Genomic DNA, 24,426 nt, shown 5'->3' with positions numbered 1-24,426 from the left:
GTCACCCGTGCCGGTAGAACTCCACCGGCTCGGGCGGCAGTGGGGTGTTGCCGAGGATCAGGTCGGCGGCCTTCTCCGCGAGCATCATGACCGGGGCGTAGATGTTGCCGTTCGTCACGTACGGCATCGCCGAGGCGTCCACCACCCGCAGCCCGTCGAGGCCGTGCACGCGCATCGTGTCCGGGTCCACCACCGCCGTCTCACCGGTGCCCATCCGGCAGGTGCACGACGGGTGGAGTGCGGTCTCGCCGTCCCTGGCGACCCAGGCCAGGATCTCCTCGTCCGTCTGGACCGACGGGCCGGGGGAGATCTCGCCGCCGTCCAGCCCGGCCCAGGCCGGCTGCGACAGGATCCGCCTGGCGTGCCTGATCGCCTCCACCCACTCGCGGCGGTCCTGCTCGGTGGACAGGTAGTTGAAGCGGAGCGCGGGCTTGCGGCGCGGGTCGGCGGAGGTGATGCGGACCGAGCCGCGGGCGTCGGAGTACATCGGGCCGATGTGCACCTGGTAGCCGTGCCCGCCCGCCGGGGCGGAGCCGTCGTAGCGGACGGCGATCGGCAGGAAGTGGAACATCAGGTTCGGGTACGCCACGTCGTCGTTCGAGCGGATGAAGCCCCCGGCCTCGAAGTGGTTGGTGGCCCCGGGGCCGCGGCGCAGGAAGAGCCAGTTCGCGCCGATGAAGGGGCGGCGCCACATCGCCAGGGAGGGCTGCTGGGAGACCGGCTGCGTGCAGGCGTGCTGGACGTAGACCTCCAGATGGTCCTGGAGGTTCTCGCCGACGCCCGGCAGGTCGTGCACGACGTCGATGCCCAGGGGCTCCAGCAGCGCGCGCGGGCCCACGCCGGAGAGCTGGAGGAGCTGCGGGGTGTTGATGGCGCCGCCGCAGAGGATGACCTCCCTGGCGTCGATGCGCCGGCCGTCGCACATCACGCCGACCGCCCGGGAGCCCTCGAAGAGCACCTTCTCCACGAAGGCGCGGGTCCTGACCTTGAGGTTGGGACGGTGGCGTACGGGGTGGAGGTAGGCGCGGGCGGCGCTGAGACGGCGGCCGCGGTGGATGGTGCGGTCGAAGGCGGCGAAGCCCTCCTGGCGGTAGCCGTTGACGTCGTCGGTCAGCGGGTGCCCGGCCTGCTGGACCGCCTCGAAGAACGCCTCGAACAGCGGGCCGCGCGCGGGCCCGCGCTCCAGCTTGAGCGGCCCCTCGCCGCCGCGGAAGTCCGTGCCGGGCTCGGCCAGGCAGTTCTCCATGCGCTTGAAGTACGGCAGGCAGTGCGCGTAGTCCCAGTGCTTCATGCCGGGATCGGCGGCCCAGCGCTCGTAGTCGAGGGGGTTGCCGCGCTGGAAGATCATGCCGTTGATGCTGCTGGAGCCGCCGAGGACCTTGCCGCGGGCGTGGTAGACGCGCCGGCCGTCCATGTGCGGCTCGGGCTCCGACTCGTACTTCCAGTCGTAGAACCGGCTGCCGATCGGGAACATCAGCGCCGCCGGCATGTGGATGAACACGTCCCACAGGTAGTCGGGCCGCCCCGCCTCCAGCACCAGCACCGACGTCGAAGGGTCGGCGCTCAGCCGGTTGGCCAGGGCACAGCCGGCCGAGCCGCCGCCCACGATGACGAAGTCGAACCTCAACGGGGGATCCAGTCCTTCCACACGATCTTGTTCTCTTCCACCCACCGCTGGGCGGCGTCCTCGGCGCTCATCTTCTCGTTGATCATGTCGCTGGCCACGGCGTTCTGGTCGTCGTTGGTCCAGTTGAAGTTGCGCACCAGCTCGTACGCCTGCCCGCCCCGCTCCGCGAACCGCCGGCTGACGATCTTGTCCAGCAGGTACGGCGGGTAGTCGCAGGCCACCGCGGCCGGGTCGTCGTCGCAGCCCACGGCGTAGGCCGGGAGCGCGACCTTGACGAGTTTGACCTTGGTGAACAGCCATTGCGGCTCGTAGAAATACATGAGCAGCGGTGTCCGATTCTTCGTCGCCGCCTGGGCCGCCTTGATCAGCGCGGCCTCGCTGCCCGAGTAGACGACCTTGTAATTGAGCTTGAGGTTCTTGACGAGAGCCTCGTCATTCGTCACGAATGTCGGATCCCCGTCCAGCACTTGTCCGGCATTTCCGGTTTTTTCGGTCCGGAAGAGGGGGGCGTACTTATTGAGGTTTCGGTAGTCCGTAATGTCGGGGTACTTTTTGGCCATCCACTCGGGGACGTACCAGCCGATCACCCCTTTGTTGCCGGTGAGCCCGGCCGACAGGGCCACCTTCTTCTCTTCGATGTACTCCTTCTTCCAGTCGTTGTGACCCCAGCTTTCGACGATCACATCGACCTTGCCGGACTCGAAATCCCGCCAGGACTGGTCCTCTTTCACGGCCCGCTTGTTGACCTTGTAACCCAGCTCGTGCTCCAGCAGGTACGCCAGCACGGCGGCCTGGGCCTCGTACCCGACCCAGGCGTGGATGTCGATGTTGACCGTGCCCTTGGCCTGGGCCGTGGACTCCGGCTCGCCGCTGGAGCAGGCCGCCAGGAGCAGGCTCACGACGAGCATCCCCGCGAGCGACTTGGTGCGCGGCCCCGCCGGGCGGGGCCGCGGTCCGGAGGGAATCACTTGGGGATCCAGGCCTGCCACTTGGCGGTGTTGGCCTCCACCCACTTCTTGGCGGCCTCCTCGCCGGTCATGCCGTTGTTGGTCATGTCGTCGGCGACGGCGTTCTGGTCCTCGTTGGTCCAGTTGAAGTTCTTGACCAGCTCGTACGCCTTGCCGCCGGTCTGCGCGAACTTCGTGCTCACGATCTTGTCGAGGTCCATCTCCGGGTAGTCGCAGGCCACCTTCTTGGGGTCGGCGTCGCAGCCCTCGGTGTAGGCGGGCAGCTTGACCCGGACCAGGTCGGTCTTGCTGAACAGCCAGTGCGGGTCCCAGAAGTAGAACAGCAGCGCCTTCTTCTGCTCCTGCGCCTGCTGGGCGCCCTTGATCAGGGCCGCCTCGCTGCCGCCGACGACGACCTTGTAGTTCAGCTTGAGGTTCTTGATCAGGGCTTCCTCGTTGCTGACGTACGACGGGTCGCCGAACAGGAGTTGCCCCTTGTCACCCGACTCGGAGGTCTTGAACAGGTCGGCGTACTTGTTGAGGTTCTTGTAGTCGGTGATGTCGGGGTGCTCGTCGGCCATCCACTTGGGGATGTACCAGCCGATGACGCCCTTGTTGCCGGTGGAGCCCGCCACCTGCGCGGTCTTCTTCTCGTCGATGAACTGCTTCTTCAGGTCGGGGTGACCCCAATTCTCGATGATGACGTCCACGTCGCCGGTCTCGAAGCCCTCCCAGGCGAGCTGCTCCTTGATCTCGGGCAGCTCGACGGTGTAGCCGAGCTCGTTCTTCAGCAGGTACGCCACGACGTTGGCGCTGGCCTCGTACCCCACCCAGGGGTTGATCGCGATCTTCACGGTGCCGGCGGAGCCCGACGCGGAGGCGGTGGACCCGGCCGCGGGGGCGGAGGTGCCGGAGGTGCTGGTGTCGACCGTGGCTCCGCCGCAGCCCACGGCGGCCAGGCCCACGACGACGAGGCCTGCGAGCAGGCGAATCTTCATGTGAACTTCCTCTTTCGGGGGGAAGGACGCCTGTCGGCGCCCTGCGTGATGCGGTCGAGCATGACTCCGAGGAGCACGGTCGCGACGCCCGCGACGAAGCCCATGCCGAAGTCGGTGCGCTGGGAGAACCCCGAGACCACGTCGTAGCCGAGGGCCCCCGCCCCGACCAGGCCACCGACGACCACCATGGCCAGCGTCATCACGATGCCCTGGTTGGCCGCCAGCAGGATGGCCCGCCTGGCCATCGGGAGCTGCACCTTCCACAGGAGCTGGCCGGGGGTGGAGCCGGCGGAGACGGCCGCCTCCACGACCGTGGCGGGCACGCCCTTGATGCCGTCCTCGACCAGGCGGACCACCGGCGGCACCGCGTAGATGACGGAGGCGAAGATCGCGGTGAACCTGGTCGTCTCGAACAGCGCCAGCGCGGGCAGCAGGTACACGAACGCCGGCATGGTCTGCGCGGCGTCGAGCAGGGGCCGCTGGACGGCCGAGTACCGCGGCGAGCGGGCCGCTGCCACGCCGAGCAGCAGGCCGATGACGAGCGTGACGAGCACCGCGACGGCGACCGTGGTCATCGTCTGCATGGTGTGCTCCCACACGCCGAGCAGCGCGATCGCCAGCAGGCAGGCCAGCGCGGTGAGCGCGGGACGCACGCCGCTGACCCACCAGGCGACGGTCAGCACGGCCAGCGCGACCAGCCACCACGGCGCCGAGGTGAGCAGCGACTCCAGGGGGTTGAGCAGGAGGTGGGAGGTCGTGTCCTTGATCCACGAGGTCACCGTGAACCAGTTGTCCTCGGCCCACCGCACGGCGTCGTTGACCTCGGCGACCAGGTTGACCGTGAGGTTCTCCGGCCACACCCTGGGCAGGACGGGGATGAGCGCCAGCCCGGCGACGGCCAGCACGCCCGCTCCGGCGAGGTCGGCCCGCCCGAGCCTGGCGTGCGGGTCGCGGCGCGCCACCGCCATCATCATCCGGTCGAGCACCACCGCCATGATCACGACGGCGATGCCGGCCGGCAGCATGATGCCGACCTGGGCCCTGGACAGGCCGCGGATGATGTCGCCGCCCAGCCCGGGCGCCGAGATGAGGTTCGCGATGACGACCATGGACAGCGCCATCATGATCGTCTGGTTGATCGCCAGCGCCATCGTGGACCTGGCCAGCGGCAGGTAGACCTTGAACAGCGTCTGCCGCCGCGTGGCGCCCAGCGAGGCGGACGCCTCGACCGCCGTGGGCGATACCTCGGAGATGGCCAGGGCCGTGATGCGGATGGCGGGCGGGATCGAGTAGATCATCGTCGCGATGGCCCCGGCGGGCGCCCCGATGTGGAAGAACAGGGCGAGCGGCGCCAGGTACGCGAACGTCGGCATGATCTGCATGACGTCCAGCACCGGGGTGATCGTGCGGCGCACGCGGGTGGAGAGCCCGGCCCAGACGCCGACCGGGATCCCGATCGCCAGCGACAGCAGCACCGCCACCGCGACCAGGGCCAGCGTGTCCACGCTCGACCCCCACAGCCCCAGCACGCCGAACGCGCTCACCCCGCCGACCGCCAGCAGCGCGATCCGCCAGCCGCCCGCGAGCCAGGCCAGCGCGCCCATGACGCCGGTGATGCCGGGCCAGCCGAGCGCGTACAGGACGGTCTCGAACAGGGCGTAGAGCGAGCCCACGAAGAGCCGGATGTAGTTGAGGAAGTACAGGAAGAGGGGGTTGTCGTTGCGGTGGTCGTCGATCCACTCGCGCAGCTCCGTCACGGCCAGGAACTGCGGCGCCTCGTCGTCGTGCGGCAGCGTCCCCGTGCCCTGGAAGACCAGGTACGCCGCCACGAACAGCACCGCCACCCCGGCCGGCGCCGCCCACTTCGGCAACCCCCCGAGCCGGGAGGGCGACGGAACGGCCGTGCTGCTCATGCGGCGGCCTGTCCCGACAGGAAGGCGAGCAGGTCCACCCGGTCCACCACGCCCACCAGCTCGTCGCCGTCCACGACCCTGATCGGCCGGGACGAGGAGGAGGCCACCCCGATGGCGTCCTTGATCACGGTGGTGGCCGGTAAGGAGGGCCCGTCGAGCGGCTCGTCCGGCTCGGGGTCGCGGCTGATCCAGCGCAGGGTCAGCACGTGGCTCCTGGGCACGTCGCGTACGAAGTCGGCCACGTAGTCGTCGGCCGGCGCGCCCACCAGCTCCTCGGCCGTGCCGAGCTGCACGATCGAGCCGCCCCGCATGATCGCGATGCGTTCGCCCAGCTTGAGCGCCTCGGACAGGTCGTGCGTGATGAACACCATCGTCTTGCCGACTTCCCGGTGCAGCCGGATGACCTCGGCCTGCATGTCGCGCCTGATCAGCGGGTCGAGCGCGCTGAACGGCTCGTCGAACAGCATCACCTCGGGCTCCACGGCCAGTGCCCTGGCCAGGCCCACCCGCTGCTGCATGCCGCCGGAGAGCTGGTCGGGGTAGGCGTCGGCGTAGCCGTCGAGGCCGACGAGCGTGAGGATCTCCGCCGCCCGCGCGTGCCTGGCCTGCCTGGCGGTGCCCTGGATCTCCAGCCCGTACGCGACGTTGTCGATCACCTTGCGGTGCGGCAGCAGGCCGAAGTGCTGGAAGACCATGCTGACCTGGTGGCGGCGGATCTCGCGGAGGCGGTCGGGGGAGGCGGCCCTGATGTCCTCGCCGCCGATCCTGATCTCGCCGGCGCTCGGCTCGATCAGCCTGGTCAGGCAGCGGACGAGGGTGGACTTGCCGCTGCCGGACAGGCCCATGACGACGAAGACCTCGCCGGGGCGTACCTCGAAGCTGACGTCACGGACGGCGGCGGTGCAGCCGGTCTTCTCCCTCAGCGCGGCGGGATCGAGGTGTCTGTCCTCGCTGTCCAGCACTTTCTGTGCCTTCGAGCCGAAGATCTTCCACAGGCCCGCAACGGTGATTGCCGCGTTGTCGGGAGAAACTCCCACACTCGCCTCCTCGTTTGACGTCGCTCAACATATGTCGCCAATAGCGGGATTCTCAACGTCGTGACTGTCAAGAGATCGCGGAGCGTCAACCGTGTTACCCGATTGGAACGCGCTAAACGCCCATAAGTGGACATTTATTCTGCCAAAGGTTTATTTCGTGCCTGGGATGCTTCCGGCATGGAGCGCCAGGTTCTATCCTCAGGAGTCACGCGGACCATCTTTTGTCGCGTTATGTTCGCTTGGCCACGAGCCATAGCATGTGTTCAAATAACCGGCACTTGCTGATTTCCCCCCAGGACACAGACTCCTCAAATACGCCGATTCGGGCGAGGTGCGTTCGGTGAGTACAGAGCTGGGCGTCAAGCAGGCCAGCGAGAGCCGCTGGCGGCTGCGTAATTGGCGTGTCCGGGCGCGGCTCGTCGCCCTGATCATGGTGCCGACCGCGGCGGCCGTGCTGCTCGGCGGCATCCAGGTGCTCGCCTCCACGTCCGCGGCCTCCGACTACGCGCGGACGAACCAGTTCGCGCGGCTCTCCGCCGAGCTGGCCGGCCTCACCCACCTCGTCTCCGGCGAGCGGGCCAAGACCGCCTGGTACATCGCCCGCAACCGGCCGGCCGACGGGCTGTCCGAGGTGCAGGCCCAGATGGACCAGGTGGACCTGACGGCCAGGACGGTACGCGGCATCGCCGGGCAGCTCATGACCGAGTCGGCCGGCCGTACCGCGGACCAGCTCGAGAACCTGCTCAACCGCCTCGACGACCTCACCGCCCTGCGCAAGCAGGCGCTGGAGGCCAACCTGCTGCCCGGCCCGGCCGTCGAGCTCTACACCACCGTGGTCAGCGACCTGCTCTCCGTCCACAACGAGCTGGTCAAGGGCAGCGTGGACGACGAGCTGTTCCGCCAGACGAGCATGCTCGACGGGCTCGCCCGCGCCAAGGAGAGCGTCTCCTACCAGCAGGCGCTGGTCACCGTCGTGCTCGTCGAGGGCGCCTTCGACCAGGACCAGCTCAAGCGCTTCCTCGGCGAGCAGTCCGTGGAGGCCACCGAGCGCAGGGGCTTCGCCGCCGAGGCCACCGCGGACGAGCGGCGCTTCTTCGACGAGACCGTCAACGGCAGATCCGCCGACCGCATGTTGTTCCTGCGCGAGCTGGTGCTGATCAGAGCCACCAAGGGGCTGCCGCTGCGCGGCCTCGACCAGGCCAGGAGGGACGACGCCAAGGAGTGGTTCGACGCGGCGAACGTGGTCGTCGACTCCATGCGCAAGGTCGAGGAACGCCAGGCCCAGGGCATCGTGACCCGCAGCGAGGCGCTCAGCGCGGACGAGCGCGGGCGGGCGTTCCTGACCGCGGGCGCCGTGGTGGCGCTGCTCGTCGCCATCCTGCTGATCACCACCGGCGTGGCCAGGTCGCTCGTCCGGCCGCTGCGCCGCCTGCGCGGCGAGGCCCTGGAGATCGCGGGCCGCCGGCTGCCCGAGTTCGTGCAGCACCTGCGGGAGTCGCGCGACGGCGAAGTCACCGCCGAGGTGCCGCCCATCGGCATCTTCTCCAAGGACGAGGTGGGCGAGGTCGCCCGCGCCTTCGACGAGGTGCACCGCGAGGCCGTACGGCTGGCGGGCGACGAGGCCACGCTGCGCTCCAACGTCAACGCCATGTTCGTCAACCTGTCCAGGCGCAGCCAGACGCTGGTCGAGCGGCAGCTCACGCTGATCGAGAAGCTGGAGAAGGGCGAGCGCGACGACACCCGGCTCGGTGACCTGTTCAAGCTCGACCACCTGGCCACCCGCATGCGCCGCAACAGCGAGAACCTCCTGGTCCTCGCCGGGCAGGAGGCGGCGCGCAAGTGGAGCGAGCCGGTCGAGCTGATGGACATCGTGCGGGCCGCGCTCGGCGAGGTCGAGAGCTACGACCGGGTCAGCATCCAGGTCCAGTCCGACGTCGCCATCGCCGGGCAGGCCGTCACCGACGTGGTGCACCTGCTGGCCGAGCTGGTCGAGAACGCCGTGTCGTTCTCCTCCCGCGACACCAAGGTGATCATCTCCAGCAGCCGGATCGACGGCGGCAGCCTGATGTTGTCGGTCACCGACCACGGCATCGGCATGGCGCAGGACGAGCTGGCCGAGGCCAACTGGCGGCTGGCCAACCCGCCCGTCGTGGACGTGTCGGTGTCGCGGCGGATGGGGCTGTTCGTGGTCGGGCGGCTGGCGCTGCGGCACAACATCCGGGTGCAGCTCAGGCGGCAGGACATCGGCGGGCTGACCGCCATGGTGCTGATCCCGCCGATGTTGCTGACCGCGGTGCCGGGGGCGGGCCAGCGGGTGCAGGTGCCGCGGCAGAACGGCGGGGTCGCGTACGGGCCGCAGGACGGAACCTCGGACGGGCACCTGGACGGGCCGCTGGACGTGCCGCGGCCGGGCTCCGTGCTCCGGCCGATGTCCGGGATGCCCTCGGGTGCGCCGTCGGGGGTGCCGTCAGGGCCGCCATCGGGGCCGCCATCGGGGCCGCCGTCTTTCGAGCCCGGTGGGTATCCGTCCTTCGTCACCGGCGGAGGAGGGTCCGGTCACCCGTCGTTCGACACCGTGCCGCCGGCGCCCGAGCCGTCGTCCTGGTTCAGCTCGGCCCGCGGCCACTCCACCGAGCAGCCGCTCGCCGACCTGCCCCGCGACCGGGGCACGCCGGGCCCGTCGTTCCCCGATCTGGCCACGTCCGGCCCGCCGTTCCCCGACCTGGCCGCGTCCGGGACGTCGTTCCCCGCTCCGCCGGGACCGCAGCCCGCGCCCGCCGGTGACGAGTACCTGCCGATCTTCGCCTCGGTCGAGGAGAGCAGCTGGTTCAGCAAGCCCGCGCCCACCGCCGACCACCGCGACACCGCCTGGACCACCCCGTCCGACCAGGCCTGGCAGGCCGCCGACGCGACGGCGGAGCCCGCCAGGAACGGCACCACGAGCTCGGGCTTGCCCAAGCGCACTCCGCGAGCGAATCTGGTACCGGGCACCGCGAGCCCGCAGCCGCCGCCACCCGTTCCGGGGCCTCCGGTGTCACCCGACCGTCTCCGCAGCAGGCTGGCCAGCTACCAGCAGGGCGTGCGCAAGGGACGTGCCGAGCTCGAGGAGGACTCATGAAGGAGCTGAGCCAGGCCGCCAGGGACGTCAACTGGCTGGTCAGCGGCTTCGTCGAGGAGGTTCCCGGCGTGGCGCACGCCGTGGTCGTCTCCGCCGACGGCCTGCCCATGGCGTACTCCAGAGGGTTCCCCAAGGACCGTGCCGACCAGCTCGCCGCCATCGCGGCCGGCCTGGTGAGCCTGACCGGGGGAGCGGCGCGGGTCTTCGAGGGCGGCGGGGTCACCCAGACCCTCATCGAGATGGAGCGCGGCCTGCTGCTGGTGATGTCGATCAGCGACGGGTCCTGCCTCGCGGTGCTGGCCGCGCCCGACTGCGACATGGGCCTGGTCGCGTACCAGATGACGATCCTGGTGGAGCGCGCGGGGCAGGTGCTCACACCTGCCGTACGGGCGGAGCTCTCCGCCACGCGCCAGTGGTGAGTGGGGAGTGAACCATGGCATCGTGGCACAACGGTGAGCAGGAGCCCGAGCGAAGTTCGCTCGTCCGCATGTACGCCGTCACCGGCGGCCGCACCACCCCGCGTACGGAGCTGGCCATGGAGGCCCTGGTGTCGTCGGCCACCTCGGCGCAGCTCGGCACCACCTACGCGCGCGAGTACCGGGCGATCAGCGAGCTGTGCCGGCAGGTGCGCTCGGTGGCGGAGATCTCCGCGCTGCTCAGCGTGCCGCTCGGCGTGGCGAGGGTGCTGGTCGCCGACATGGAGGCGGACGGGCTGGTCAAGGTGTACCAGCCGCAGCTGGAGGCGGGGCTGCCCGACAGGGGACTGCTCGAAAGGGTGCTGAGTGGACTTCGCAGGCTCTAGCCGGCTCACCTCCACGAAGATCGTCGTGGCGGGCGGCTTCGGCGTGGGGAAGACCACGTTCGTGGGCGCCGTCTCCGAGATCATGCCGCTGACCACCGAGGCGGTGATGACCGACGCCTCGCACGGCATCGACGACCTCGGGCACACCCCCGGCAAGACCACCACCACCGTGGCCATGGACTTCGGCAGGCTCTCGCTCGACCAGGAGCTGATCCTCTACCTGTTCGGCACGCCGGGGCAGCAGCGGTTCTGGTTCATGTGGGACGACATCGTGCGCGGGGCCATCGGGGCCGTGGTGCTGGTCGACTCGCGGCGGCTGGCCGACAGCTTCCCCGCCGTCGACTACTTCGAGGACTCCGGGATCCCGTTCGTGATCGGGCTGAACGGCTGGGACGGCGAGTTCCCGCACGTCGAGAGCGAGGTGCGGGAGGCGCTCACGCTCTCACCGCACGTGCCGATCGTCCGCACGGACGCGCGTGCGCGCCAGGCCGTCAAGAACACCCTGATCACGCTGGTCGAGCACGCGCTGACCGTGCGGTCGTACTGACCGCCGGGCCGCCTACTGGCCCGACCACCAGTAGGCGGCCACCAGCTCCGCCACCAGCGTCTCCGTGAGCAGGGCGACGTCCGGGTCGTCGTCGCCCGCGTACCGGATCGCGGCCGTCGCGTCCCGCACCTCGCGGCCCACGGTGATCACCGTCGAGCCGCGCTGACGTACCCAGTCCATGGCCTGGTCGTCGTAGCGGGAGCCGGGGAAGAGCAGCGCGCGGTAGTCGAGCGTCTTGGTGAGGTACACGTCCACGTGCGACCAGTCGCCGCTCTCGCACGCGTCGGCCGGGCGGCGCGGGCCCTCGCGGAACATCAGCGCCGACTGCTCCGCCGACGACAGCCGCTCGGCGGGGGCGATCGTGTAGACGCCGTTCGGGCCGTCGAGCAGCTCGATCGCCAGGGGGAGCCACTCGTCCCTGCGGTCCAGCAGGTCGGCCGAGGCCTTCGCGGCCCGTTCGAGCAGGGCCGGCAGGTCAGTCGTACGACCCGTCAGCCTGGACTCCAGGGCCAGCAGCAGGGCCAGCGTGTGCTGGAACGTCCGGCACGCGACACCGCCGCGCTCCTCGCCCGCGCGCAGGTCGGCCACCAGGTCGGCGGCCTCGGCCAGCGGGGAGGCGGGCTGGTTGGTGAGGGCCGCCAGGTAGGCGGGGCCGCCCGCGTACCTGGCCACGGCGTCGAGGGTCTCCCTGCTGGTGCCGGTGGCGGAGATCGGGACGACCAGGGTGCCCTCCGCGTTCGGCAGGCTCGCGGCGGCGGAGGCGTACTCGGCGTGCGCGTTCACCCCGGCGGTACGCAGGCGCAGGGCGGCCACGCCGGCGGCGTAGCGGGAGCTGCCCATGCCGAGGAACAGGACCCGGTCGATGCGCCGCGCCGGGAGTTCCTGGAACGGGTCCCCGGCGCGGAGGGCGTCGGCCAGGGCCGCCAGGTGCTCCGGCTTGGACTCCAGGTCGGAGAGGTAGAGCTCAGAATTCACGCGATGTTCTCCTTGCGAGGTTCTTCTCCGTACCAGGTGCGCAGGACGCCCATGGGGGCGTAGCGCCAGCGGGGGAGGTGGCGGGCGGCGTAGATCAGCTCGCGGCACTCCTGCTCCACCTCGAACGGGCGGAGCAGGGTTTCGTCCAGCAGGTCCGGCCTGTTCCCGCCCGCCAGGCGGGACTTGTAGGCGGACAGGAAGGTGTCGCGGGCCGTGGCCGCCCATCGGGTGGCGTCGGCCGGTGGGGTGGATCTTCTCCTGATCGCCACCTGGGCCACGTGGTCGAGGCTGGTGGTGAGCTGGGCGATGTCGCGGGCGGCCGGCTGGTGGAGGCCGGCGCCGGTGACCGTGGGGTTGCCGTCGAAGTCGATGACGGCGTAGCCGTCCCGCCACTGGAGGATCTGGCCCACGTGGAGGTCGCCGTGGATGCGGATCCGCGGGGTGGCGATGGGCCTCTCCAGGACCTTCAGCTCCTGGCGCATGGTGTCCGCCCTGGTGGCCAGCCACTCGCCGTCGTCGCCGCCGGTCAGCGCCAGCGCCTCGGCCAGCGCCTCGTACGCCCTGGCCGCCGTGCTGCCGCTCGCCGCACCGCCGGTCGTGCTCGTGATCGGGAAGGTGGAGAGGGCGAGGTGGAGGTCGGCGGTGAGGCGGCCGAGTTCGGTGGCGAAGGCGGTGGAGCCGGTCGCGGCCTCGTCGACGCACCACTCCCAGCCGTCCCTGGCCTCCGGCAGGTAGCCGGTGATCAAGGCCAGGAGGTGCTCGCGGCCCCCCAACACGCCTGTCAGCGCCGCGTAAGGAGGCGCTGTGTCGTTGAATCCTGAATCAACGAGGTGCGCGAAGATCTCGGGAGTGGGGTGGGGGAGCGGGACGGGCGGGGTGAGCCACTTGACCACGACGCGCTCGCCGACCACCACCGAGTAGTTCGTCTGGTCGACGTGTGATCCGAAATCCCGTTCACCTGGGGCCCCAGTGTGGAGATCTCCAGGGCCGTGCGAGAAGGTGGGCAGCGGGCGGAAGCGTCGTACGGCGAAGGGCGGCGGCACGTCGTCCGCCAACAGCGCCAGGAGCGCGGCTGTGAGCCCCCGATTTCGCGCGGTGAGGGGCCTCTCACCGAGAGAGATCAAGCGACGACTTATTGAATCCCAATTCAACAGCTGGACCAAACTTCCAGGTAGCAATGTCATCAAAAGTCTTGCTCATGTTGATTTCTGCTGCAACACTCCTGGTCTGGTCCGCTGTGTCCGGTAAGGTCGCGCGACCCCTCAAACAGCTCAAATTTCAGAAGGAGTAGCGGCCGTGTCCCGTACCCGGTTCACCCGTCGTCTCCCGGCCGCCGCCGCGGCGGCCGGACTCGCGCTTGCCGTCGCGGCGTGCGGGGGTGGGTCGTCGTCAAGCTCGGATGGTGCGACGCCGGCGGCGGCCGACCAGCTCAAGCCCAACGCGGACCTGTCGCAGCAGACCTTGGACATCACCGTCTGGGACGGTTACACGCCCAAGGAGCTTCCCGAGAAGGCCAAGGCCGAGCTCAAGATCAAGGACGTGCAGATCCAGACGCACGACACCAACGAGACGGCCATGACCAAGCTCACCGCCCCCGGTGACAGCGGCATCGACGTGGCGTTCGTGTCCGGCCAGTACGCCCAGGCGCTCAACGAGCAGGGCCTGCTGGAGCCGATCCACCACGAGCTCATCCCCAACCTGGCCAACCTCTACCCCGAGGCCACCCAGCTCTCCTACGACAAGGGCAACAAGTACTCCGTGCCCTACACCTGGGGCACGACGGGCATCTGCTACCGCAGCGACCTGGTGAAGAGCGAGCCCACCAGTTGGAACGATCTGCTGAAGCCGCCGGCCTGGGCCGACAAGAAGGTCACCATGCTCGCCACCGAGCGCTGGCTGGCCCTGCCCGCGCTCAAGTCGCTCGGCTACTCGATCAACACCGACAAGGACGAGGAGATCGAGAAGGCCAAGGAGCTGCTCTTGGCGCAGAAGCCGCACCTGCTGCGCTACGACGACACCACCTTCGGTGACCGGCTCGTCTCCGGCGAGGCGGTGATGGCCGAGGCGTGGGACGGCTGGTGCCCGACCACCGACCCCAAGGGCAACATCAAGTTCGCGGTGCCGAAGGAGGGCAGCGACCTCTGGGTGGACACCATGGTGATCATGAAGTCCTCCAAGAACAAGGAGGCGGCGCACGCCCTGATCAACTACATCCTCAGCCCCGAGATCCACTCCTGGGCCGCCGAGAACATCAACTACAAGGTGCCCAACAAGGCCGCCATGGAGCAGGTGAAGATCGCCAAGGGCTCGCTGCTGGGCATCACGCCGGCCGAGCTGCTCAACGGTGAGGCCGCCATCGACCTGGGCCCGGCGTCGACCAAGTACAGCCGGCTCCAGCAGGACATCAAGGCCAGCTGAGCCTTGCCGCAGTGAAGTCCGAAGTCGAGACCCAGCCAGTGTCCCGCTCCCGCGGGCGCTGGCTGGGCGCGTTCGTTTTCCTGTCGCCAGGGCTGGCGTACCTGGTCGTGCTCATGCTGGTGCCGCTGGCGCTGGTGTTCAGCTACACCGTCTTCCAGCGGGGCCGCTTCGGCGGGGTGGTGTACGAGTTCACCACCGAGAACTTCGAGCGGCTGTTCGACCCGCTCTACCTCAACGTGCTGGGCGACTCGCTGAAGATCGCGGCGCTCACGACGCTGATCGCGCTGCTCATCGGTTACCCGACGGCGTACCTGATCGCGCAGCTGCCGAAGAGGTGGAAGACGCTGGCGCTGGTCGCTGTGGTGCTGCCGTTCTGGACGAACTTCATCATCCGGGTCTACGCCTGGACGATCCTGCTCAGCGGGCCGGGGCTGGTGAACTCGGCGCTGGCCAAGATCGGGCTGGGGCCGTACGAGCTGCTCTACAACCAGGGCACGATCGTGGCGGGGCTGCTGTACTCGTACCTGCCGCTGATGGTGCTGCCGCTGTACGCCGCGATCGAGAAGCTCGACCCGCAGCTCCGCGAGGCGTCGGCGAACCTGGGGGCGTCGGGGTTCACCACGTTCCGCAAGGTCACGCTGCCGCTGACGGTGCCGGGCGTGCTGACCGGGAGCCTGTTCGTGTTCGTGCCGAGCTTCGGCAACTTCGTCATCCCCGAGATGCTGGGCGGCAGCAAGTCGATCATGGTGGGTAACCTGATCAGGGATCAGTTCCTGTCGGCGCGCGACTGGCCGTTCGGGGCCACGCTGTCGCTGGTGCTCATCGCGCTGCTGGTCGTGCTGCTCATCCTCCAGGCCTGGGCGGCGCGCCGTGCGTAGACCGAAGCTGCTGTACGTGCCGTTCTGGCTCACGTTCGTCTTCCTGTACCTGCCGATCGCCGTGCTCGTCTTCATGTCGTTCAACTCCGGCGAGTCGGCGTACTCCTTCGACGGTTTCAGCCTCAAGTGGTACGGCGTGCTGGCCGAGGACGAGAAGATCAGGGACGGCCTGGTCAACACGCTCATCGTGGCCACCGGCTCGACCGTGATCGCCACCGTGCTCGGCACGATGCTGGCCGTCGGCCTGGCCAGGTACACCAGGTCCAAGGTCATGGACGCGCTGGTGCTGATGCCCGCCGTGCTGCCCGACCTGGTGCTGGCCATCGGCTTGCTGGTCTTCTACGGGACCATCCAGCTCACGCTCGGCCTGTACTCTGTGGTGCTGGCCCACGGTCTGTTCGCGATGGCGTTCGTCGCGGCGGTGGTGCGCACCCGGCTGACCGGCGCCGACACCTCGCTGGAGGAGGCGTCGCGAGACCTGGGCGCGGGGCCGGTGGTGACATTCATGAAGGTCACGCTGCCGCAGCTGATGCCGGGCATCGTGGCGGGCGCGATGCTGGCGTTCACGCTGTCGCTGGACGAGTTCGTGATCGCGTTCTTCACGATCGGCAACAACGACCAGACGCTGCCGATCGTCATCTACTCAATGATCCGTTTCGGGGTCACCCCGAAGATCAATGCGCTGGCCGCGATCCTGCTCCTCGTGAGCTTCACGGCGGTGATCGCCGGGCAGCGCCTGACCAAGATCGGGGAGACGCGTGCTCAAGATTGACGGGATCTCCCGCAGGTTCGGGGACGTCACCGCGCTCGACGACGTCTCGCTGGAGATCGAGCAGGGCGAGTTCTTCGCCCTGCTCGGCCCCTCCGGCTGCGGCAAGACCACGCTGCTGCGCATCATCGCCGGGTTCGAGGCGCCGGACCGGGGCAAGGTCACGCTCGACGGCGAGGACCTGCTGTCCAAGCCGCCGAACCGGCGGCCGATCAGCCTCATGTTCCAGTCCTACGCCCTGTTCCCGCACATGACCGTGGCCAAGAACGTGGCCTACGGCCTGGAGCGCGAGCGGCTGCCCCGCCAGGAGATCAAGCAGCGCGTGGACGAGGTGCTGGAGACGGTCGGGCTGTCCGCGCACGCCTCCCGCAGGCCCGCCCAGCTCTCGGGCGGCCAGCGGCAGCGGGTGGCGCTGGCGCGTTCCATCGTCAAGCGGCCCCGGCTGCTGCTGCTCGACGAGCCGCTGTCGGCCCTGGACAAGAAGGTCCGCGCCGACATGCAGCTCGAGCTGAAGCGGCTGCAGCACGAGGTGGGCATCACGTTCGTGGTCGTCACGCACGACCAGGAGGAGGCCATGTCGCTGGCCGACCGGATCGCGGTCTTCGACAGCGGCTCCGTACGCCAGGTGGACGAGCCGATCTCGCTGTACGAGCGGCCGCGCTCGCCTTTCGTGGCCGACTTCGTCGGGGCGAACAACCTCTTCCGCGGCGCGGCCAGCGGCCTCGACGGGATCAAGAGCGAGCAGTTCGGCATGCTGGCCGGCGCCCCGCTGGCGGAGCTGGACGCCGGTGCCGAGGCGCTGCTCGCGGTGCGGCCCGAGAAGATCGAGCTGGCCGACGGGAACGCGACCAGGGGCCTGGCGGGCGACGTCCTCGACGTGAGCTTCTACGGCGGCGTCTCGCACATCTCCGTGGACGTGCCCGGCCATCCCAAGCCCGTGCTCGTGGCCGTGCAGGGGGCCGCCTCCGTGCGTCCCGGCGCCAAGGTGAAGGTGCGCTGGAACGCCGAGGACGCCGTGATCATGGCGGTCGATCAGTGAGTCAGGTCGTTGCCCGTGGCCGCGCGGGCGTAGGACAGGATGAGCTCGTTCGCCTCGTCGGGGCCGATCAGGGGGTGCCTGGCGGTGATGCGGTAGCCGTACGCGTCCTCCAGGGCCACCAGGTTGCGCGCGATCGTCAGCGAGTCGGCGCTCAGCCTGAACACCCCCAGCGCGGCCCCGGTGTCCAGGATCGCCTGGTACATCGACACCTGCCGGTCGTAGAGCGAGGTGAGCAGCACGCCGTAGACGCGGATGCGGCCGGCGGCGCCGCCCAGCTCGTTGAGCAGGCGCACGTCGGGGTCGAGCGGCCCGGTCGGCAGCCCCGACCTGATCGTGACGACCAGCTTCTCGACGGGGTCGGTGAGCGTCGAGAGCTGGCGCAGCCGCTGCTCGTAGAAACGTTCCATGCCCGCGTGCTGCGCCTCGACGAGCAGCTCGCTCAGATCGGGGTAGTGGTAGAGCACGGCGCCCGAGGTCAGGCCGGCCTCCTCGGCGACGTGCGAGAGCTGTACACCGTCGATGCCGTGGCGGATGATGGCCCTGCGTGCGGCCTCGATCAGGTCGAGCCGCCGGTCGCTGCGGCTTTTGCGCTGAGCCACCCTCACCACCTTCACTCGTTTGGCTGCTGTTCAGTTAGCCGTGACCATAGTGCACTTAAGTTGACCTTCACGCTAGATCCCGTTTTGAATTCATCTTCAAATTGACGAGTTCCCCCGGAGTCGCCATGTCTCTCACGTTCCTGTTCATGCCGGAAAGCGCCTACGGTCCCACCAACAACTCGATCGGTATCGGCGACATCCTGCGCCGCCGCGGCCACCGCGTCGTCTTCGCCGCCGAGGCGTCGTGGAAGGGCAAGCTCGAAGCGCTCGGCTTCGAGGAGGACCTGGTCGACCTGGCCCCGCCCGCGGAGGAGGAGCAGGAGCAGGACGCCGGCCAGTTCTGGAAGGACTTCATCCGCGAGACCGCGCCGGAGTACCGCAAGTCCACGCTGGAGCAGCAGGAGACCGTCACCAAGCCCATCTGGGAGAGCCTGATCGACGGCGCGAAGTACTGCGAGCCGCAGCTCCGGGCCATCATCGAGCGCGTGAACCCGGACGTGATCGTCGAGGACAACGTGATCACGTTCCCGGCGCTGCTCACCACGGGCAAGAAGTTCGTCCGCATCGTCTCCTGCCAGCCGCTGGAGATGCGCGGCGAGAACGTCCCGCCGGTCTTCTCCGGCCTGCCCGCCGGCGACCGTTCCGAGTGGGACGCCTTCCGCGCCGAGTACGAGCGCACCCACCGCGAGCTGTGGGCCGCCTACAACGAGTGGTGCGTCGAGCAGGGCACCGAGCCGCTGCCCGACCTCGACTTCATCCACGAGGGCGACCTGAACCTCTACGTCTACCCGGAGATCCTGGACTACACCGCCGAGCGCCCGCTGGGCCCGACGTGGCACCGCCTCGACTCCTCGGTGCGCGAGACGGAGGAGGACTTCACGCTGCCCTTCGAGCGGGGCGACGGCGGGCTGGTCTACTTCTCGCTCGGCTCGCTGGGCTCCTCCGACGTGGAGCTGATGCAGCGGGTGATCGACGTGCTGGCCACGACCCCGCACCAGTACATCGTCTCCAAGGGCCCGCTGCACGAGGAGATCAAGCTCGCCGACAACATGTGGGGCGCGGAGTTCGTTCCGCAGACTAAGATCATCCCACTGTGTGACTTGGTCATCACCCATGGCGGCAACAACACGACCACCGAGGCGCTGCACTTCGGCAAGCCGATGATCCTGCTGCCGCTCTTCTGGGACCAGTACGACAACGCCCAGAGGGTCGATGAACTCGGCTATGGTGTCAGGCTCTCCACCTACACCTTCACCGACGAGGAACTCAAGGGGGCGGTCGCGAAGCTGCTCGGCGACACCGAGCTGCGCGCGCGACTCGCCGCCGCGGGCGAGGAGATCCGGCGCCGTGACGGCCTGCGCAAGGCCGCCGACCTGATCGAGCAGCTCGGCCAGTAGCACTCTGCAGCACGACCCCCTGAAAGTTGAAGTCTTCCTGATGCGTGAACTGATCAACCCCGCCACTGGCCTCACTTGTGCCGAAATTCCGGATACGCCGGTGGAGGGCGTGGCGAAGACCGTACGGGCCGCCCGCGCGGCGTTCGAGGAGTGGTCGCAGGCCACGCCCGCCGAGCGCCAGCGGCTGCTGCTGCGCGTGGCCGACCTGGTGGAGGCCGACGCCGAGGAGCTGACCAGGCTCGAAGTGGAGGAGACCGGCAAGCCGGCCGCGGTGTTCAGGGACGGCGAGCTGCCGTTCGCCGTGGACAACCTGCGCTTCTTCGCCGGGGCCGCCCGCTCGCTGGACGGCACCGGCGCCGGGGTGTTCAGCCCCGGCTACACCTCGGTCATGCAGCGCCGTCCCGTCGGGGTGGTGGGGTCGATCGCGCCGTGGAACTTCCCGTTCGTCATGGCCGTCTGGAAGGTCGGCCCGGCGGTGGCCGCGGGCAACGCCGTGGTGATCAAGCCCGCGCCCCGGACGCCGCGCACGACGCTGCGGCTGGCCGAGCTGTTCGCCGAGGCGGGCGCGCCCGCCGGCCTCGTGCAGGCGATCACCGGCGACGCAGAGGTGGGCCAGGCACTGGTCACCGACCCCGGCGTGGACATGGTCAGCGTCACCGGCTCCACCGAGACCGGCCGCGCCGTGATGAGCGGCGCGGCGGCCACGCTCAAGCGGGTCCACCTGGAACTCGGCGGGAAGGCGCCGGCGCTGGTGTTCGAGGACGCGGACCTGGCGGAGATGGCCCACGGCGTGGCGATGGGGGCGACGTACAACACCGGGCAGGACTGCACTGCGGCCACCCGCGTCTACGTCGCCCGGGAGATCTACGGCGACGCCGTCGAGGCGCTTCGGGCAACTCTTGCCGAAATCTCGGTCGGCGACCCCTGGGATCCGGCCACGGACATCGGCCCGCTGATCTCCGCGGCCCACCGGGACCGGGTGCACGGGTTCGTCTCCCGGGCCGGTGGGCGGGTGCTGCACGGAGGCTCGCCAATTGGGGGCCCCGGCTTTTTCTACCCGCCCACGCTTGTGACCGATGTCGCACAGACCAGCGAGATCGTGCAGGGAGAGCTGTTTGGACCGGTCCTGGTAGCGCTCCCATTCGACGGCGAGGACGAAGCGGTGCGGCTGGCCAACGACACTAGATATGGTCTGGCCTCGTCGGTGTGGTCGCGCGACGTGGGGCGGGCCATGCGCGTCTCGCATCGGCTCGACGTGGGTGTGACCTGGGTCAACGATCACCTGCCCATCGCCAGCGAGGCGCCGCACGGCGGGGTGAAGGGCAGCGGGTTCGGCAAGGACATGAGCCAGGAAGCGGTGCAGGAGTACTCAGTGACGCGGCACCTGATGATCAAGCACGCGGCACCGGCACAGCGGGATTCTTTCCGGCCGGCCTGAAAACACGTACGGCGAAATGCACCCAAAGTCCATCTTTGGGTGCGTGTGATGGGATATGTTCGGTTGGCCGATCTGGTACGGGTTGTGTTCCAATTACCCAGCCGGACAGAATCCCATGCGCCCCACGCGTGTCTGATTTTCTTCGAGCACGTACCGGCGAGAGGTTGCGAGACTCAGTGAGGACGAAAGACCCCAGGCACACGAGGTCAGGGGAGTACACAGGCGGACGGTTCCGGCTGGCGAACTGGCGTGTGCGCTCCCGGCTGGTCGCCCTGATCCTCATCCCCACGGTCGTGGGTGTGCTGCTCGCCGGCATCCAGCTGGCCGACGCCATCGGCACCAGTGCCGAATACCGCCGGCTCACCCAGGTGGCCGAGCTGGTCCAGCGCATCGGCGCGCTCAACCACGAGCTCGCCAAGGAGCGCACGCTCACCGCGTGGTACGTCGCCGACCGCCGCAGGGGCGGGCGCTTCGTCCAGCTCAAGACCCAGCGCCAGGCCACCGACAAGACCAAGCAGGACGTGCTCACCGCGGCCAACGCCATCGACGCCGCGCACTCCGTACGTGTGCAGGACGGCGTCGCGAACACCCGCCGGTGGCTGGACGGCCTCAACAGCCTGCGCGACTCCATGGTCGACGACGTGCCGGCGCGAGCCTCGATCAGCACGTACACCACGATGATCGAGATCTTCGCGGGCATCCAGGCCGACCTGGGCGACGGCGTCAGCGACGACGCCCTGCAGGGTGACGTGGCCGCGCTCGGCTCGCTCCAGCGCATGAAGGAGGAGGTTTCGCGGCAGCAGATCATCCTCATCGTGACGCTCCTCCAGCCCAACCGGAGAGTCGACAGCGCCGACTGGGCCGACTTCCTGGGCTCCTGGGACAAGCAGCAGTCCGAGCTGGCCTCCTTCGAGGCCGAGGCCGACAAGAAGGACCTGGAGGCCTACCAGAAGGGCGTCCGCGGTCTCCAGGTCGACCTCGCCGACGCGATGCGCCAGCGCGCTCTGGCCCAGGTGCGCCAGAACAACAGGATCGACGACCTCGACGTCACCACGCCGACCCTCACCCGTGACCTGAACAACTGGTTCGAGAGCACGACGGTGACGGTCAACGCGATGCGCAAGGTCGAGGGCAACCTGGCCGCGAAGATCGTGACGACCACCACCGACCTGAGCAACACCGAGCAGCGCGACGCCATCATCTCCGGCGCGCTGATCCTCGTCCTGCTGCTCCTGGTCCTGATCATCACCACCCGCGTGGCCGGTTCGCTCGTCCGGCCGCTGCGCCGGCTGCGGGCCGAGGCGCTCCAGGTCGCCACGACCCGGCTGCCCGACACCGTCCGCGTGCTGCGCGAGTCCGGCGAGGGCGCCCAGGTGCCCGAGGTGCCGTCGATCGGCATCAACACCCGTGACGAGATCGGTGAAGTGGCGCGGGCCTTCGACGAGGTCCACCGCGAGGCGATCCGGCTGGCCGGCGACGAGGCCAAGCTGCGGGCCAACGTCAACTCGATGTTCGTCAACCTCTCCCGCCGCAGCCAGACGCTGGTCGAACGGCAGCTCCAGCTCATCGAAGGCCTGGAGCAGGGTGAGGAGGACGAGCAGCGGCTCGCGAACCTCTTCCGCCTCGACCACCTGGCCACCCGCATGCGCCGCAACAGCGAGAACCTCCTGGTCCTCGCCGGCCAGGAGGCCGCGCGCAAGTGGAGCGAGCCGGTGCCGCTGGTCGACATCGCCCGCGCGTCGCTGTCCGAGGTCGAGAACTACGAACGGGTCCAGATCCAGATCCCGTCCGGCACCCTCATCGTCGGCCCCGCCGTCACCGACGCCGTCCACCTGCTCGCCGAGCTGATCGAGAACGCGATCTCCTTCTCCCCGCGCGAGAGCAAGGTCACCGTGACCAGCACGCCCGCCGAGGGCGGCGTCCTGGTGACGATCAACGACCTGGGCATCGGCATGAGCCAGGAGGAGCTCGCCGAGGCCAACTGGCGGCTGGCCAACCCGCCCGTCGTGGACGTGTCCGTCTCGCGGCGCATGGGCCTGTTCGTGGTCGGCCGCCTGGCCCTGCGCCACGGCGTCCGCGTCCAGCTCAGCATGCGCGAGACCGGCGGGCTCAGCGCGCTGGTGTTCATGCCCGACATGCTCATCAGCAACGGGCAGGGCCTGCCGCAGCAGGGCGGGCAGTACGAGGCGTTCACCTCGTTCGACCCGAGCATGTTCCAGCAGCAGCCGCCGTCGCGCAACGGCTCGCACCCCTCCTTCGACGACATGCCCGGCCAGGTCGTGGACACCCAGTGGCCCGGCTCGCTGCCGGCGCCGGGGACGGGCAACTGGCCCTCGTTCGGCGAGCAGCCCGCCACGCCCGAGCCGCAGCAGGCGTCCTTCGGTGACCAGCCGTCGGTGTTCGGCGACCAGCCCTCGCCCGGCTTCGGCGACCAGCAGTCGCCCGCCTTCGGCGACGCCTTCGGTGAGCAGCGGCCGCAGGCCGACGAGCCGCGCTGGCCGTCGTTCGCCGAGGAGCCGCCCGCCGCCGCGCCGCAGCAGCCCGCCGCCTTCGGCGAGCCGCGCTGGCCGTCGTTCACGGAGGAGCCGCCCGCTCCTTCCGCCCCGGCCGCTCCCGCCGCCGAGCCGTCGCCGTTCGCCGACAACAGGTGGCCGTCGTTCGCCGAGCAGCCGCCACCCATGCAGCCGGGCGACGAGCCGCGCTGGCCGTCCTTCGCGACCGAGCCCCCGCCGCCGCAGCCGCAGCAGGAGGAGCCGCGCTGGTCGTCGTTCTCCGACCCGCTGCCCCGCAGGTCCCTGTTCGAATCCCAGGACCGGCCGCGGCCGCAGTTCGGCGACACCTACCAGTCCCCGTTCGCCGAGGAGCCCAAGCCCGCCGACCAGTTCGAGCAGAACGGTCACTCCGGCTACAACCCGTTCGGTCCCGGCGAGTACTCCTCGCAGGACATGACCGGGCCGCTCCCCGTGGTGCGCAACTCGCCGCTGGAGGAGCAGGGCGAGGAGTTCCTGCCGATCTTCTCGTCGGTCGGGTCCGACTGGTTCCGCCGGCCGGAGCCCGAGGTCCTGCAGCCGCGCTCCGAGCCCGAGCACGAGATCACCGCCGTGCACCCGGCCGTGCCCGCCGAGCCGCAGCCGCCCGCCCCGGCCTCCGGCGGGGTGAGCACCGGGAGCAGCACGGGCAAGTCGGGGCTCCCGCAGCGCAAGCCCGGGCAGTCGGGCGTCAGCGCCCCCTCCTGGTCGTCGCCCGCCGACTCCGGCTTCCAGGCCGCGCAGGCGGCCGCCCAGCCGCAGCAGGCCGGCACGACGCCGTCGGGCCTGCCCCGCCGCGTCCCCAAGGCGAACCTGGTGCCAGGCACGGCCAGCCTCGCGGAGCCGCAGGCCACCTCACCGGCGCCGCAGATCTCACCCGAACGGTTGCGCAGCCGGCTCTCCAGCTTCCAGCAGGGTGTCCGGCAGGGCCGGGCGTTCACCCGCGGAGAAGAGAATCAGCAGGAGGACAAATGAGAGAAATGAGCCAGGGAGCGCGCGGCATAAGCTGGTTGATCACGGACTTCGTGAACAACGTGCCGGGTGTCGCCCACACGGTCGTGGTGTCGTCCGACGGGTTGCCGCTGGCCTACTCTGAGGGCTTCCCCAAGGATCGGGCCGATCAGCTGGCCGCGGTCGCCTCCGGCGTGATCAGCTTGACCCAGGGCGCTGCGCGGGTCTTCGAGGGCGGTATGGTGACGCAGACCGTTATCGAAATGCAGCGTGGGCTCTTGATGATCATGTCGATCAGTGATGGATCCTGCTTGGCGGTCCTGGCTGCTCCCGACTGTGACATGGGTCTGGTCGCGTACCAGATGACCTTGCTGGTCGAGCGGGCGGGTCAGGTACTGACTCCGGCCGTACGCGCTGAGCTGCAAGCGGCCCGCCCCCGATAGCG

Annotated in this window: 20 protein-coding genes; 12 read left to right on the top strand and 8 right to left on the bottom strand. The window is 69.4% G+C overall.

What is annotated here, in order from left to right; all coding sequences use genetic code 11:
- Position 1: 1 nt before the first annotated feature.
- The 5 genes from betA to HD593_RS47730 are packed head-to-tail and all read right to left on the bottom strand — an operon-like array spanning position 2 to position 6,522.
- Positions 2–1,627, bottom strand: a complete 1,626-nt coding sequence (betA, locus tag HD593_RS47750; RefSeq protein ID WP_185109506.1) for a choline dehydrogenase — start codon at positions 1,625–1,627, stop codon at positions 2–4.
- Positions 1,624–2,595, bottom strand: coding sequence for an ABC transporter substrate-binding protein (locus HD593_RS47745; protein ID WP_312904261.1), 972 nt, complete (start codon positions 2,593–2,595; stop codon positions 1,624–1,626). The genes betA and HD593_RS47745 overlap by 4 nt, the downstream gene beginning before the upstream one ends.
- Entirely contained in the window at positions 2,592–3,572 is a 981-nt protein-coding gene (locus tag HD593_RS47740; protein ID WP_185109505.1) for an ABC transporter substrate-binding protein, read from the bottom strand. Before HD593_RS47740 ends, HD593_RS47745 begins: the two co-directional genes overlap by 4 nt.
- Positions 3,569–5,485 carry an ABC transporter permease gene (locus HD593_RS47735; protein ID WP_185109504.1) on the bottom strand — a complete coding sequence of 639 codons (1,917 nt, stop codon included), beginning with the start codon at positions 5,483–5,485 and terminating at the stop codon, positions 3,569–3,571. The genes HD593_RS47740 and HD593_RS47735 overlap by 4 nt, the downstream gene beginning before the upstream one ends.
- Positions 5,482–6,522 carry a quaternary amine ABC transporter ATP-binding protein gene (locus tag HD593_RS47730; RefSeq protein WP_312904260.1) on the bottom strand — a complete coding sequence of 347 codons (1,041 nt, stop codon included), beginning with the start codon at positions 6,520–6,522 and terminating at the stop codon, positions 5,482–5,484. Before HD593_RS47730 ends, HD593_RS47735 begins: the two co-directional genes overlap by 4 nt.
- Before the next feature lie 340 nt (positions 6,523–6,862).
- Here HD593_RS47730 and HD593_RS47725 point away from each other — a divergent pair, with 340 nt between their 5' ends.
- Genes HD593_RS47725 through HD593_RS47710 form a run of 4 tightly spaced genes read left to right on the top strand, consistent with a single transcriptional unit; the run spans position 6,863 to position 10,989 of the window.
- The gene (locus tag HD593_RS47725) at positions 6,863–9,640 is read left to right on the top strand and encodes a sensor histidine kinase (protein WP_185109503.1); all 2,778 of its coding nucleotides are present in this window, start codon (positions 6,863–6,865) and stop codon (positions 9,638–9,640) included.
- Positions 9,637–10,059, top strand: a complete 423-nt coding sequence (locus HD593_RS47720; protein WP_185109502.1) for a roadblock/LC7 domain-containing protein — start codon at positions 9,637–9,639, stop codon at positions 10,057–10,059. Before HD593_RS47725 ends, HD593_RS47720 begins: the two co-directional genes overlap by 4 nt.
- Positions 10,060–10,073: 14 nt before the next feature.
- Entirely contained in the window at positions 10,074–10,442 is a 369-nt protein-coding gene (locus tag HD593_RS47715; RefSeq protein ID WP_185109501.1) for a DUF742 domain-containing protein, read from the top strand.
- Positions 10,423–10,989, top strand: coding sequence for a GTP-binding protein (locus tag HD593_RS47710; protein ID WP_185109500.1), 567 nt, complete (start codon positions 10,423–10,425; stop codon positions 10,987–10,989). The genes HD593_RS47715 and HD593_RS47710 overlap by 20 nt, the downstream gene beginning before the upstream one ends.
- 12 nt (positions 10,990–11,001) lie before the next feature.
- Here the strand turns inward: HD593_RS47710 and HD593_RS47705 are convergent, their stop codons facing one another.
- Positions 11,002–11,964, bottom strand: coding sequence for an SIS domain-containing protein (locus HD593_RS47705; protein WP_185109499.1), 963 nt, complete (start codon positions 11,962–11,964; stop codon positions 11,002–11,004).
- Positions 11,961–12,878: a phosphotransferase gene (locus HD593_RS62760; protein ID WP_185109498.1), complete on the bottom strand. Its 918-nt coding sequence runs from the start codon at positions 12,876–12,878 to the stop codon at positions 11,961–11,963. The genes HD593_RS47705 and HD593_RS62760 overlap by 4 nt, the downstream gene beginning before the upstream one ends.
- Before the next feature lie 382 nt (positions 12,879–13,260).
- Here HD593_RS62760 and HD593_RS47695 point away from each other — a divergent pair, with 382 nt between their 5' ends.
- From HD593_RS47695 to HD593_RS47680, 4 genes are read left to right on the top strand one after another with little or no spacing between them, the layout of a single operon-like run.
- Entirely contained in the window at positions 13,261–14,382 is a 1,122-nt protein-coding gene (locus tag HD593_RS47695; protein WP_185109497.1) for a polyamine ABC transporter substrate-binding protein, read from the top strand.
- 11 nt (positions 14,383–14,393) lie between these two features.
- Entirely contained in the window at positions 14,394–15,260 is an 867-nt protein-coding gene (locus HD593_RS47690; RefSeq protein ID WP_312904258.1) for an ABC transporter permease, read from the top strand.
- The gene (locus HD593_RS47685; protein WP_185109496.1) at positions 15,253–16,032 is read left to right on the top strand and encodes an ABC transporter permease; all 780 of its coding nucleotides are present in this window, start codon (positions 15,253–15,255) and stop codon (positions 16,030–16,032) included. Before HD593_RS47690 ends, HD593_RS47685 begins: the two co-directional genes overlap by 8 nt.
- A complete protein-coding gene (locus HD593_RS47680) occupies positions 16,019–17,068 on the top strand; it encodes an ABC transporter ATP-binding protein (RefSeq protein ID WP_185109495.1) in 1,050 nt (349 codons plus the stop codon). The genes HD593_RS47685 and HD593_RS47680 overlap by 14 nt, the downstream gene beginning before the upstream one ends.
- Here HD593_RS47680 and HD593_RS47675 read toward each other — a convergent pair.
- Positions 17,062–17,667: a TetR/AcrR family transcriptional regulator gene (locus HD593_RS47675; RefSeq protein ID WP_312904256.1), complete on the bottom strand. Its 606-nt coding sequence runs from the start codon at positions 17,665–17,667 to the stop codon at positions 17,062–17,064. The two genes, HD593_RS47680 and HD593_RS47675, sit on opposite strands and share 7 nt — an antisense overlap.
- 125 nt (positions 17,668–17,792) lie before the next feature.
- On the opposite strand from HD593_RS47675, the gene HD593_RS47670 reads away from it, so the two are divergent.
- The 4 genes from HD593_RS47670 (at position 17,793) to HD593_RS47655 (ending at position 24,424) form a co-directional block, all read left to right on the top strand.
- Complete coding sequence (locus tag HD593_RS47670) at positions 17,793–19,064, top strand: glycosyltransferase (protein ID WP_185109494.1); 1,272 nt, start codon at positions 17,793–17,795, stop codon at positions 19,062–19,064.
- A gap of 40 nt (positions 19,065–19,104) precedes the next feature.
- Positions 19,105–20,502 carry an aminobutyraldehyde dehydrogenase gene (locus HD593_RS47665; RefSeq protein ID WP_185109493.1) on the top strand — a complete coding sequence of 466 codons (1,398 nt, stop codon included), beginning with the start codon at positions 19,105–19,107 and terminating at the stop codon, positions 20,500–20,502.
- Between the two features lie 176 nt (positions 20,503–20,678).
- Positions 20,679–24,005, top strand: coding sequence for a sensor histidine kinase (locus HD593_RS47660; RefSeq protein ID WP_185109492.1), 3,327 nt, complete (start codon positions 20,679–20,681; stop codon positions 24,003–24,005).
- The gene (locus HD593_RS47655) at positions 24,002–24,424 is read left to right on the top strand and encodes a roadblock/LC7 domain-containing protein (RefSeq protein WP_020546551.1); all 423 of its coding nucleotides are present in this window, start codon (positions 24,002–24,004) and stop codon (positions 24,422–24,424) included. The genes HD593_RS47660 and HD593_RS47655 overlap by 4 nt, the downstream gene beginning before the upstream one ends.
- Positions 24,425–24,426: the final 2 nt, after the last annotated feature.

The organism is Nonomuraea rubra (assembly GCF_014207985.1).
GTDB classification, from domain to species: Bacteria; Actinomycetota; Actinomycetes; order Streptosporangiales; family Streptosporangiaceae; genus Nonomuraea; species Nonomuraea rubra.
Note: the sequence above shows the minus strand (reverse complement) of the source record. Positions and strands in the feature narration are given on the sequence as shown.